Raw genomic sequence first — 13,197 nt, 5'->3', positions numbered from 1 at the left:
ATGTTGTTAATCTGGTTTCCTTCTGTTTAATATATTTGCAATTGCCAATTATTAGGGCGTTCATTATTTCCTACGCTGTCGCCACAACAGACTTACCTTACAGAAATTGAAAATATATCATCTACTCAGCAGACTCGCTAAAATTACAGTTCACTTACTACTTCTGGGATGATAACTCCTGAAAGTAATACTGTTATCCTGGTTAATCCCCATCGCTTCCTGCGTGGCTGTCGCAGCCCGGTTAATTGCTCCGATATCCAGTTTATTATCATGGCGTGGTGATGCTATCATGGATAAACAATATTTACGTCTCTGGCTGATCCATTCCCGCTGAGCATCCGTAGCACAATGTTGCATCACATCCAGCCATCGGGCAGCAGCGCGTCGCCAGAATCCCCTGGCTTCGAGTTTTTCTGCAATTGTGTCATTCACCATTTCATCACCACGCCAATCCATAGGTAAGTCTTTTTACTATTATCGGTTTCGGATTTTCCGGTAAACAAACAGCACAACCAGTGCGCCAATCACCGCCACGATAAAACTGTTAATATTAAAACCACCAACCTTACCAAAACCAAGTAATGTACTTCCCCAGCCACCCACTTGATAGCCCTCTTCCAAATGTTCCTGATATTTTTAGTGATTCCTGCCGTCTTTGATTTGTACCACTGCGAGTAATTGTCAAAATTGTCAGGATATCCTGCTTCTTGTAACTTCTCTTGCCCCATGATAACCAGCGAAAAGCCAATATTTAAATAAGTTTTTCCAAAGCAATGCTTTTTCCTATAGCGACAATCTCTGAATCAGTTTCATCAAACCGACCTAAGAGAAAAAAAACAACGCCATTGTTACACAATATATCTTCAATCCATTTTGTTAACCTTTCAGTTTGAAGTGTGTCAGCATCATTCATGTCTGGTGGTATATTGGAAAAAAACAACTTCTCTTCAGTGTTTATTAACCGCTGAAGTTCGCTGCTGCTGGGGCTAACAATACGGCAAGTTCCGGTTAATATCAGTCCTCGTCTCCCCTTGTCAATAAAAGACCTTTTGTCTTGAAAATTGTTTACTTTTATTCCTGAGTTTTCAATTAATCCCCATGTTTTTTTATAATTGACTATCGCCGTATCAGGCTGTTCGGGGACTAACTGTACCATTACATGGTAACAATTTAACTCACCATCAGTAACCGTAGAATACATTTCCTTTAACAGGAACGCACCAAACTCCCTTCGAGAACAATTAGGCAATTCCCAACTTATGGCTGAAATCCCATTAATATCAGGAAGTAAACCGCTAAAATCACAAATGTCATTTTTGACATTTATATCTTCAGCATATCGCCTGACATAGTTAGTAGTCATAATGATTACCTTTTTCATCATTAAAATGCGGACCTCTATTTTGACTTGGGTCATCCGTAAAGAAATGACCTCCCGCATCATCACGAATATATACTTTCTGTGTTCCACCACCTGGTCTAGGCACATCAAATTCATATATATATCCTGGTTGAGGATTATTTCGTTTATCAACATTTGGATATACTTTACTCGGACTTTGACTTACAGGGATACCTGATTGTCTTTTAGCTTCATTGAAAGCTCCAGACCTTGCGGAACCTTCAGGTGACAAGTTTGCAGGTTTATCCAGATAAGCCAACTCATCTTTGCTTGGACCCTCCGCTATCGGTGTGACAGTTGTATTACCGCCAGTATCAGGATTGCCACCAGGGTTACCTGTATTGGTTACGCTCTGACCTGAAGGCTGATTATTTCCTGTATGTGTAAGCCCTTGTTCACTACTTTGATCAGGGTTAACCAGTTTACCACCAGTTGGGTCCTGTTCAGCTATTGGTAACTCAGTATGCCCCGGTCCGCGTGTTCCATCGCGGCTAGGATCGCGCACAGCACATTGCTCGCGGGTTCCTTCACAGCTTCCAGCCATATCAAGATCATCAGTGGTGTTATTCACCTGATACTGTGAGCCCTGGCCGACTGCACCGGCTACCGCACCGGAGCCAGCAGCAGCGGCTGAGTTTCCAGCGACAACAATTGCGAGGGCATTGTTGTCCGAAACAACTCTCTCTGACGCAGATTGCAGGGGTGAAGTCGATTTTTCCCCGTGCTTTCCATTAGTTACAGCCGTTTTGCCTGCTACGTATCCGCCGTGGTAACTTTTTGCCCAGACGCGTTTTTTTTCACTGTTAAAGAGCAACTGCCCGTACATCATACCAGCGGCTGTTTGGATAAGCCTGACGGTTAAAGCAAGATCCCGGCTCGGTGGCCGGGATCGGTTATACGATTATTTGATTGATTTTTAATATATCTTTTCTTAGATCATCGTTAACCTCTGAAGAGGATAGCTGGTTTATAAGTTGCCTTATTTGGGTAAAAGTATTTTTCTGATCTCTTAGATCTTCTGCTTTTATTGTTGATAAGGCAGCAATTAGTTCACCATCGTAATACTCACCTGCCAACGGATCTTCAGTCAGAACTTCCAATACTCTTGGCATCAACTGATCAATACATAATTTCTGTCGGATAGCTCGGCAGAGATCTTCCACTGTTAGCTCTTCAATAGGTACATCAATAATACGTTCGAACCAGAGCTCAAGCGGTGATTGTTGATCTGGTTCTTTCATCACATTGATGTTTCCAATCAATTTACGGAAGGTAATCATATTCCATGTCCCTTTAAGGCTGATTCTATTTTATTAATAGCATCTGTTGCTCTGCCATACGCCGCCTGAGCTTCAGGGTTGTTGACATTTTTCAACGTATCCGCATGATTTCTTAATCCTCTGAGCGTATTTTGCATTTCCTGCATATGATCCCAATACCCTCCATTCTCTTTAGGCACAGGATTACCATCCATGTCTTTGAGAGTTCCAGTAATATCATGATCTTTCAGAGCATTTTTTATAGTGTTATCGATCTTCTTAATCGCACTTTCTTGCTTCTGATTAAGCTTTTCTACGGGCTTTTCATTTTGCTGCTTAGGATCATTTTCCGGTGGTGGTGGTGTACCGGTGCCAGAACCTGTACCGCCCAGTTCAGCTTTCTGGTCATTGTCTAGGTCTTTACCCAGATTCGGGTTGGATGAAGCATCCGGTGCATATTTGTCCTGCAACAGACCAAGATACTTACCGGTGATCTCATCGTTGCCCGTCATTTGCAGGGTGACGAGGTGATCCAGTTCGTCGGCAGTCAGTTTGTCGGCGAGCGTCTTCGCCACAGCCCCCGTCAGCCCGGCCTTGACGCCAATCTCCAGCAACTGCTCTGCAACCTTGCTACGACATGGGGCAGCGATAACACAACCTTCCGCAATAACCTTCAGGCTGTTGTTGTCCGCCGCGTTCTTTCCTGCCTGAGCACCTGTTCCTGCGGCAGCGGTACTGTTACCCGCGAGACCACCGGCAATCCCTGACGCGATGGTTGCCAGCATGCTGATTTGCTGACGTTCCTGCTCGCTGAGATTGTCGGTTTTGCCACCATAATAATTGTCGATGATGTACCGGGCGGCAAGTTCACCGCTGAACGCGCCGGCCGCACCGGCGGCGGCATTGTTCCCGCCAAGCTGGGCTGCCAGTGCGCCCCAGACGGCGTGAGCCATCAGATTGGCCTTGTCGTTTCCTTCTGTACCATTCTTGATTAGCTGAGCAACAACCGGATTGAGTCCGCCCGCCAGGGCCTGCCCAAAGTTATCCGCATTCAGTCCGCCCAGTACACCCGTAATCGCCTGTACCACCATCTGTGGTGTACTGCCCGTGCCGTAGCCCTTCATGACACCTTTGTATTCCGGGGTGTCGCGTAGCTGTGCATCGGTTTTCCCCGCATTGTCCGGGTTCTTTCTGGCTTCCTTCATGGCTTCGGTTTCGCCCAGCGTCATGACGATGTTACTCATCTGACCACTAATCTGGCTGATAACCTGCGCTTCCTTCAGGCGCTGCTGCTCTTTTTCCTTGTCAAAGATGGGCGCAATGCTGCCGTTGGCATTTTCCGGGTCGCGGCTGAGGTCTGCGGTATCCTGTTTCTGGTTGTCCCTGTCCCGGATGATGATACTGCCGCCGCTGATGGCAGATGACGTGGTGCCTTCCGCATGCCCCTTGCTGCCCGAAAGCCCTGTAAGGGCATTCGCCGCATTTGCCATTGCGTTTGAGGCCACCATCTGGCTGCCAGACATTCCGGAGCCACCAGAAACGCTGATACCGGTATGACTGGTTTTGTAGTCCGCCTCATTGTGAATATCCGTCCAGCCCAGCGTTCCGGTGTCGAGTCGGTTTTTATCGTCCGTTGCCGTGGACGCAATCACCGCCCCGTCAAGCTGAGTGTGATTTCCCACGGTGACATCAAAACCACCTTTCCCGGCGTAAATCCCGCTCTGCTCCTGAACCGAGTCGTAATTACTTTTAATTTTGTCCTGACTGACACTGATATAACCACTTCCACCGCCACCGGGACCAAAAGTAAAACTGCCGCCCGCTGCCACGCTGTTCTGTTTACTGTCGTAGCGGTCGCTGTCCTGAAGGCTGGAAATCGTGAGGTTGTGCCCCACATCAGCGGTCACTTTCTCGCCGCTGACCTGGGCACCGGACAGGGTGGTGTCCCGTCCGCTGGTAAGGGTCAGATGATTTCCCGCATCCACCGTGGTTTCGGTCCAGGTGGTACCGTTGCCTTTCTCACTGCCTTTTGAGCCGTTGACGCTGGCAAAGATACTCAGCCCGCCGCCGTTTGAGCCTCCGCCAAAACTGACGCCGACGCCACCGCCCTTACTGCTGTTCTTCCCTGTGGTCTGCTGCGTGTTGGCTGCTGCGGCCAGCAGAATGTCATTCTGCGCATTCAGGGTGGTGTCATTGCCGGATTTAATCTGGCTGCCTGCAATAAGAATGTCACCGCTGTTGTTCTGCCCCTTGTTTTTCCCCGTGGCGGTAATGGAGATATTGTTACCGGCGCTGAGGGTCGAGCCGGAGACCATGTCATGCTGGTATTTTGTCTCTGACTTCGACTGCTGATGGTTAAGCGAGATACTCACCCCGATGCCATTGTTCGGGTCAGCACTCTGCTGCTGTAATCCGTAATTCGCGCCTGCCTGGACACCGGACAGAATGGCCTGAGTGCCTTTCAGTGCACCAAGACGGCTGTCGCTGTTCTCTTTTGCTTCTTGTGCGGAGGTGACGGCAGAGTTAAGGGCATTCCCCACGGCACCGGAGAGCGCCACGGTCACGCCCGTGGATTTTTGCTCAAATTTCTCGTTGACGGTGCGTTTGTCATGGCCGGGGTCGATGATTACACTGTTACCGGTAATGCTGATATCCCGGTTAGCAATCACATCCGACCCGCTGATATGCGCCTGGTTGCCTGCTGTAATGCTGACGTTGCCGGTTGTGGAGCCGATGGTGCTGGCACTCTGGCTTTGTGTCGTCCCGGCTTCGCGTCTGTCATGCGTGGTCCTGCTGGAGCCGATGGTTATACCGATACCACCGGTTCCCATCAGGCCGGATTTCTTCGTTTCCTTAAAGCGCCAGGCCGTGTCGGTATTAGTGGCCGCCAGGATATCGACGTTATTACCGGCACCAAGAGTCACGTCATGGTCGGCCACCACGTCTGAGCCTTTTACTGTCAGATTATGTCCTGCATTAACGGTGACGCTGTTCCCGGACAGCAGCGAACCGGCTTCACGGGTGTTACTGTCCTCGGTGATGGTGTGGGTGGTCTTTTTGCTGAGGAAACCGCCGCTTTTCTTTTTCGTTTCCTTATAGTGATAATCACTTTCCGTGGCGGTGGTCAGCGTGACGTCACGCCCGGCATTCAGCGCAATATCCCCGACAGCGGTGACGGAGGATGCCTCCGAAGTTATATCCCGTCCCGCCGTGATGGTGGTGTCGCCACCGCTGAGAATTTCAGTGCCCTGCTGACGGACGGACTCGTTAATCTCTTTTTTGTTTTTTGAGATATAGCTGTTGCCCGCATTTGCCGCTTCGGCCATCAGGTTCACATCCCGTCCGGCCTGGATGGCAACGTCGTTTTCTGCCGCAATACCGGCGGCCTGGCTTGTGATATCCCGACCAGCAGCAAGCGTCAGATTATTACCTGCTGTTACCGTGGACACCGCTGCATGGCTTTCGTGGCTCTCTGATTTACCATTGCGGGTGTTATTGCTTTCCCGCGCTGCGTTCAGGTTCAGGTCGTTGCCCGCAGAGAGCAGAGCACTGTCCTGAGCACTGATGTTCGATGCAGTCACATTCAGGTTATTGTCTGCCACCATCACCAGATTTCCGCCCGCACTGACGGTGCTGCCCTGTGAGGTGGTGGATGATGAACTGTTGTCTTTAGTGCGCCAGAAACCGGACTGACTTTTGCTCTCACTTATCTGGTTCGCGGTGATACTGATATCATTACCCGCAGACATCCCGAGGGTTCCGCCGGATGTGACATTTGCCCCGGTGATGTTGATGTTCCTGCCCGCATCCAGTGAGAGCGCGTCTGTGGCGGTAATGGTCGCCACGGGCCCCGTGTCCGTGCCGCTGACATGCACACTGCCATAACGGCCATCACTGCCCGCGCTCCACTGCTGAGTCCGGGTCACATTGTTGATGCTGCCACTGATGCTTTCGAGTGCCACGGTTTTACCGGCAATTGCCGAGCCGATATTGTTAATATCCCCGATGGCGCTCAGGTTCAGGTTGCCACCGGCATTAATGAGTCCCGCATTCAGGTTATCGATGCTGCTGGCACTGTCGAGGGTGAGACTGTTCTGCGCAGTCAGCGTGCCGCTGCTGTTGATGATGTTGCCTGCGGCAATCTGTACATTATTCCCGCTGATAACACTGCCATTATTGATGGTGATATCCCGCGGGGAGAGATAGAGTTTTGGCACCATCACGGTCTGCCCGTTGATGGTGGCGGACTCCCACCACAGGATACTGCCGGTCAGACGCGCCACCTGTTCAGCGGTCAGCGCCACGCCAAACTGTAAGCCCAGCCCTTTCTGCTGACTGGCCGCACTGTCCATCAGGTACTGCATCTGCTCAAGGTCTGAACCGAGGCCATTGATATACCGTGAACCGGTCTGGTTCAGCATCGCATTTGATACATAACGGGTATCAAAGGCCGCATCGCCGAGGAAGCGGTAATCCTTCTCCGGCTTCAGGCCGAGACGGTCAAGGAAATATGATGAGCCGAGGAACTGTTTTTCATCACTCCAGCGGGCATCCGCCTGCGGTGCCTGACCGGGCTTCATCCCGAGCAGTCCATAAAGACCGTTAAACAGGCTGCTGTCCAGGTTCCCGAGGCCGTCCAGTTTCGGATTCACCGTAATCAGATAAGGACTGTCGGGGTCAGTGGACGGGACAAAGTAACCATTGTTACCGGAGGGAAGGGGATAACTGCCACTGCTGCCACTCTGGCCGGAAAGTGACGTGCCACCAGAGATATCCTGTAGTGCGCCACTCACCTCATCGCGCCATTGCGGGGAGCCGACGGCCACAGCGCCAGCGTCCTGAAGTGTTGTCTGTGTGAGACCGCCGCTGATGTTCTGCTGGCTTAATGTATTCAGCGCCGGGGCCGTGATGGTGTTGCTGACACTTCCCGCATGGGCGCTTGTTGTTCCGTTATTAACGCTACTGGTAAAGTTAATACCGACGTTACCGCCCGCCCGGATGACCGAATAATACGTTTCACCCTGTGTGTAGTCTGTGGCCTGCCCGTCCAGCGTGAATATCAGTGTGTCATTTTTAAACTCAGGAAGACGCGGACCTAATTCGTCCAGGGAACCGGTGGCATAACCTCCGCTCCAGTACGTACTTCGCGGGTCATAACGATAGACCAGATACACATTTTCCGTTCCCGTCTGCCAGCTCTGGTTACTCAACTGGTTACCGGAGAGGGCAATATCACCATTTGCCAGGATAAAACTGGCCTGGTTTTCCAGTAGCCCGGCCTGAACCGTGAGGTTTTTGCCGGAGGTGATCCGTCCGGCGGGATTATCACCTCCGTTCACGGTGGTGACCCGCTGACTGCTCAGAAAACGCTGTGTCGCGTGTTCCGCAAACGGCGCGTAGTAATAAACCGTGTCAATCGTGATGTTGCACGCCCCGTGGCCGTTACAGGGTGTGCCATGCTGGTTTTCAACTTCACGGGTGAAATAGCCATAGCTGCCGTCGGGCATCAGGGAAAGCGGCACCTCAATGGTTGCGCCGCCCATTCCGTTAATCGCGGAGGGATTGCTGACGGTCGTGGTTGTTGCAGAAAACCCGTCCCGCTGGTTCAGCAGATGGCCGGTCTTCATGGTGATATCCCCCCGGAGGGTTTCGATATTCCCCGAGCGGTTAATGATTTCGGTATTCGCGGTGCCGGACGCCGTCTTCTGCATCCACAGGCTGTTACCCGCCAGGATGTCGCCGTAAATGTTGTGGATGCGGTCGGCAAACAGCTTCAGGTTGTTACCGGCATAAATCAGCGCGGTATTGAGCAGGGTGCCTGCGACTGTCATGGTCAGACTGCCCGCCGTGCCGGTGAAACCGTTGACGGTGATATTGCCCCGGCTGGTCAGACTGACATCGCCGCCCGCCTGTAGCGAGCCGGAGGCACTCAGCAGCAGACTCTGCGCACTGAAAGTACTGTTGCCACTGCCGGTAGTGAGCGTTTTGTTGTTGGTGAACGTTCCACCTGCGCTGAGGACGATGGCATTGCCTTGTATCACACCGTTATTCGTGACGACATTCTGCGAGGTGACGGAAAGGGTTTTCCCGGCGGCCAGCGTGCCGGTGTGCGTCAGCGCATTCACCAGCTTCAGCGTGGCATCACCCAGCGCCACCACCTGACCGCGACCGCTGACATCACGCATATCCAGCAGCAGGTTACCTGCGCTGTACAGATGACCGGCATCGGTCTGCACCAGCGAGTCACCTTTTACCGTCAGCCCGGTGGTGCCGAGCGCCGTGCCGCTGTTGCTGAGCGTCCGGTAATTCACCAGCAGGTCTGCGCCCTGAAGCGTGCCGCTGTTATTAAGCGTGGTGCCTTTCAGTTCTGCACTGCCGGTTGCCATCACGCGCCCGTTGTTTATGGCGCTCACCACATCCAGCAGCAGCGTGACCGCCTGTACCAGACCGGTGCTGTTGTTTGCCAGCGCCGGTGCCGTCAGCGTGAGTTTACTGCCCGAGAGGATTTTGCCGTCGTTCTGTACACGGGTGGTGGCCTTAACGGAAGACTCACCGCCGCCCTGTATTGCGCCCTGGTTGTTCAGCGTCGCCGCAGTCACATTCATGGCATTCTGGCTTAGCAGCACGCCGTTCGCGGTATTGCTCAGTCCCCCGGAGACGTTCAGCGCCAGAGACTCGCCCTGAAGCCGTCCGCTGTTAACAAGCGAGCCTGCGGTGATGGCAGTTGTCTTTCCCTGTATCTGTCCGGCGTTCGTGACGCTGCCCGCGCTGAGCGTCAGATTACCGGCGCTCAGCAGTTTACCGCCCGCCTGGTTATTCAGGGGCTGGTTCAGCGTGACCGACAGTGCATCCACTCCGGTGATGTCACCACTGTTGGTAAGCCGAACCGCCTTCAGCGTCAGGTTTTTCGCTATCCACTGCCCGCTGTTGCTCAGCGTCAGCGCGGACAGCGCCAGTTCACCGTTTGAGGTGATTTTGCTCCCGGATGTGCCGGTGAGGCTGTTGCTGATTTGCGCATCCAGTAACTCTGCCGCCTGGAGCGCACCGCTGTTTGTAACCGTCTGCGCATGGATAAGTACCCGTTTCCCCTGCCATTGTCCCGCGTTGCTGATGCTGCCCGCGCTGAGCGTCAGATCGCCGGTCGTGAGCAGCGATCCACCACTGTTATTTGTCAGCGTCAGCAGGGGGGCCGCCATCTCCGGGCGTGCGCCCAGCGTCAGTGCGGCGATCCCGGTGAGCGTTCCGCTGTTGGTGATGCGGTCCTGGTGAACCGTGACACGGTTGCCCTGGACGGTGCCGCTGTTATCCAGCGAATTTCCGCTAAGAGAGAGGTCGCCTGCCGACAGCAGACTGCCCCGGTTGTCTGTCGTTCCTGCCTTCAGCGTGGTGTCGCCCTGGCTCATCAGATCGCCGGTGTTGCTGAATGTTCCTGTGGCAGAAACGTCAAGTGAACCGGTCGCCAGTGAGCTTCCGCTGTGATGCCAGTCACGGGCATTCACGCTGACGTCCTGCCCCTGAGTCTGGCCTGCGGTGGTCAGTTTGGTGCCTGAAAGGGTGAGATCCCCGCCCGTGAACGTGCTCGACCCCGCCAGTAAATCCAGAATGCCCGCCGTCAGCGACAGCGCGGTATCTCCCTGTAACAGACCGGAACCGGTGAGACGGTCTGCATTCAGCGTCAGCGTGTTGCCTGCGATCGTGCCCGCATTTGACAGGGCCTGTGCGGTGATCACACTCCCGCCCTGCGCCAGCAGCAGACCACCCGCGTTATTGTTCAGCGTGGCGTAATCAACAGAGAGTGCAGCGCCACTCAATTCTCCGCTGTTGGTCAGTTGGGTACCGGACAGGGACAGTGCGGCATCGCTGGTGATAATGCCGGTGTTTTTCAGTTCCGGTAAGGAAAGGGAAAGCGCTGCCGGGCTGTACACCACACCGCTGTCGCGGTTATCCAGCAGGCGGGAGACCAGCGAGAGCGTCCGTTCGCCGTGGATCAGACCATTGTTGATAACGGTGGGGCTGTTGATCGCAAGCACAGCAGCCGTCAGCGTGCCGCTGTTGCTGAGACTACCACTTTCCGCCTTCAGCGTGGAGGCGGACGATTTTCCACTGTGGTTCAGCGAGTCACGGGCTTTAACAGTGAGGCTGTCTCTGGCAGCCTGCGTCCCGTCAAGCTGCGCATTCTGAACATCCACGCTGACGCTGTTGCCCTGCGTCTGTGCGGTGGAAGTTGTTTTCAGGCTGCTGCCTTTTACCGTCACTGCGCCGCCCGCACTGGTTTCACCGGCAAGGATGGTGGAGGCGTTGTTCAGCGTCAGGTTACCGTCGCTGTGGGCGACCGAACTGGCTGATGCGGTGAGCGTATCAGCCGTGACGGTAAGTTCTTTTGCCCCGGAGAGCGTGCCGCTGTTGCTAATCTGCGCGGCACTGAGCGTCAGCGTGTCGTCGCTGATGAGTCTGCCACTGTTATCCAGTTTACCGGAGGCGGTGACGGTGGTTCTGCCTTTTGCGCCGGTGTCGCCGGACAACGTGGCATTGCGGGCGCTGATATCCAGCGTGGTGTTACTTTTCAGACTACCGGAACTGGTGAGGTCGGTGGTCGTGACCTTCAGGCTGTTGCCATGGACGGTGCCGGTATTGCCAAATGTGCCGGTTTTAATGGTGGTATCCGTCCCGGCGGCCAGCGTCCCGCTGTTATTCAGACTGCCGGTACTGACGGTAAGCCCTTTTCCGGCAACGGTACTGCCTTTCAGCGTGGCATCCCCGGTGGCGGTGAGCGCGATATTGTTACCGGTATTGATTCTGCCGCTGCTGTTCTGGCTCAGCGACTGACCGATGAGGGTGGTGTTCTGCCCGACGGTGACTTCACCGCCGTTCTGCACAATCTGCCCGGATGAGGACAGCGCCAGATTTTTATCCGCCACCAGGCGGGACTGATCCAGCGTCAGTGCGGTTGTCCCGGTAGCGCTGAGACTGCCTCCGGCTTTGTTATCACCGGAAAGCGTGACATCTGTCCCGGTGATGGTGGTGTTACCGCTGGCAAGGCTGTTCTTCAGGACCAGCTTACCGGCGCTGTTCAGCGTGATATCCCCCTGGCGGGCATTGAGGTTACCCAGATTAACGCCAACACCGCTTTCGGTGGAGGCCAGACGGATACGGTTGGCGTACATCCCGCCGAGTGCGGAGGTGTCAATGGCGACCTTCGGAGCAGCGCCATCGCCTTTAATGGCGGTGATACTGCCGTCAGCACCGACGCGGTTCGCCCCGGTGGTCACACTCAGGTCTTTTGCATGAAGCTGCGCGTTGATTTCGGCTGCGCGGGCAATAATGGACACGGCATCACTCTGGCTGCCATCCAGACCGGCCCCGTTAATGGTGATACTGCCTTTTGTCACTTCCAGTGCCTGAAGGCTGCCGTCAGCGTTCATCACCGGTTTACCGGTGGTCAGCGTGGCCTGTGGGGTGTTGATAAAGCCGCAGCCGTCACAGGTGATACCATACGGGTTGGCGACCATCACGTTCGCGGCCCTGCCTGCGACTTCGGTGTAGCCCTTCAGTTCTGAACGTTTGCCACCCGTCACTTCATTAATAATGCCCCTGGCTTCCTGGCCCGCCTTCAGGTTCGGGTTGTTCTGGATAAGCCCTCCAAGCTGCGTCTGGTTCAGTTTGCCCGTGGCGTTATTGAGAATCAGCCCTTCCTTCCCGACGTTGTATTCACCGTATCTGTTGTGCGAAATGCCCGCCCCGTTGGGTGTGGCAATATTCACCACCGGCACCCCGTTACCGGCTTTATCCATCTTCGTGTTACCGGAAGGGGTGACCACGGCACCGATGGCAGGCAGCACGGGCTGTCCGGCAATCAGGGCGCTGATAAGATAACTCAGAACACGGCGGCTGAAGGAAACGGTGTGGTGATTATCCATAACGGTGAGTTCCTGAAGTTAAAAGGCCAGCGCCAGACGGTAATAAATGACGAGGTGGTCCGGTGCGAGCCAGTCCGGGTACTGAAGGGGAATGCCCAGGGTAAACTGCGATGAGTACCATGTTCCTGCTGCTGAAAGACCGATGGCGCTACCCCACAGAGTACCGGAGGAATAGCGGTCATACCGGTCAGAATGCAGCCAGCCACCATCCACAGCGGCAATAGCGTTCACCTGACCAATATACGGGAGGGTAAACAACGACCAGTTGAGTTCATTACGCAGATAACCGCCGTTGTTGCCGGAAAGGTACTGCTCCTTAAACCCGCGAACTGAACTTTCACCGCCAATGCTCAGTTGTTCTGCTCCGTGCAGGCGGTCAGGGGACCACTGGCCGTAGGCACTGCTGAGCCACCACAGGCCATCCGTCACAGGACGCTGAAAACTGGCACTGAGGCTGAACTTGCGAAACTGGCTCTTCGGCTGGTCATCTCTTTTACCGTGGTCACTTTCTGCGTCAAACCATGACATACCACGCGTGAACACAGGGTTCAGCGTGGCAACGCCACCCAGGATTTTCTGCGTGTGGTTCAGCCCGACAGAAAACGAGGTGAGCTTACGA

At 54.1% G+C, this 13,197-nt stretch carries 6 protein-coding genes and 1 pseudogene; all 7 read right to left on the bottom strand.

Translation table 11 applies throughout. The features are described from left to right. Positions 1-150: 150 nt before the first annotated feature. On the bottom strand, positions 151-456 hold the full coding sequence (locus tag GTGU_RS10235; protein WP_245609602.1) for a PerC family transcriptional regulator: 306 nt from the start codon (positions 454-456) through the stop codon (positions 151-153). Between the two features lie 18 nt (positions 457-474). Then, positions 475-612: pseudogene (locus GTGU_RS10230) on the bottom strand (GlsB/YeaQ/YmgE family stress response membrane protein); the annotation flags it as partial. Between the two features lie 139 nt (positions 613-751). Continuing rightward, complete coding sequence (locus tag GTGU_RS10225; protein WP_072011953.1) at positions 752-1,363, bottom strand: hypothetical protein; 612 nt, start codon at positions 1,361-1,363, stop codon at positions 752-754. After that, a complete protein-coding gene (locus GTGU_RS25340; RefSeq protein WP_084222771.1) occupies positions 1,353-2,231 on the bottom strand; it encodes an HNH/endonuclease VII fold putative polymorphic toxin in 879 nt (292 codons plus the stop codon). Before GTGU_RS25340 ends, GTGU_RS10225 begins: the two co-directional genes overlap by 11 nt. Positions 2,232-2,295: 64 nt before the next feature. After that, positions 2,296-2,682, bottom strand: a complete 387-nt coding sequence (locus tag GTGU_RS10220) for a contact-dependent growth inhibition system immunity protein (protein ID WP_038156368.1) — start codon at positions 2,680-2,682, stop codon at positions 2,296-2,298. Next, entirely contained in the window at positions 2,679-12,578 is a 9,900-nt protein-coding gene (locus GTGU_RS10215) for a hemagglutinin repeat-containing protein (protein WP_038156365.1), read from the bottom strand. Before GTGU_RS10215 ends, GTGU_RS10220 begins: the two co-directional genes overlap by 4 nt. An 18-nt stretch (positions 12,579-12,596) precedes the next feature. Continuing rightward, the coding region (locus tag GTGU_RS10210; RefSeq protein ID WP_038156363.1) for a ShlB/FhaC/HecB family hemolysin secretion/activation protein at positions 12,597-13,197 on the bottom strand (601 nt) is incomplete at its 5' end.

The organism is Trabulsiella guamensis ATCC 49490 (assembly GCF_000734965.1).
Taxonomy (GTDB): Bacteria; Pseudomonadota; Gammaproteobacteria; order Enterobacterales; family Enterobacteriaceae; genus Trabulsiella; species Trabulsiella guamensis.
The sequence above is the reverse complement of the archived record's forward strand: the minus strand, read 5'-3'. Positions and strand labels throughout refer to the sequence as shown.

Bases quoted from the DNA above. Each gene is read 5' to 3' on its own strand.
- GTGU_RS25340 (WP_084222771.1), bottom strand. From the start codon at position 2,231: ATGATGTACGGGCAGTTGCTCTTTAACAGTGAAAAAAAACGCGTCTGG.
- GTGU_RS10235 (WP_245609602.1), bottom strand. From the start codon at position 456: ATGGATTGGCGTGGTGATGAAATGGTGAATGACACAATTGCAGAAAAA.
- GTGU_RS10215 (WP_038156365.1), bottom strand. From the start codon at position 12,578: ATGGATAATCACCACACCGTTTCCTTCAGCCGCCGTGTTCTGAGTTAT.
- GTGU_RS10220 (WP_038156368.1), bottom strand. From the start codon at position 2,682: ATGATTACCTTCCGTAAATTGATTGGAAACATCAATGTGATGAAAGAA.
- GTGU_RS10225 (WP_072011953.1), bottom strand. From the start codon at position 1,363: ATGACTACTAACTATGTCAGGCGATATGCTGAAGATATAAATGTCAAA.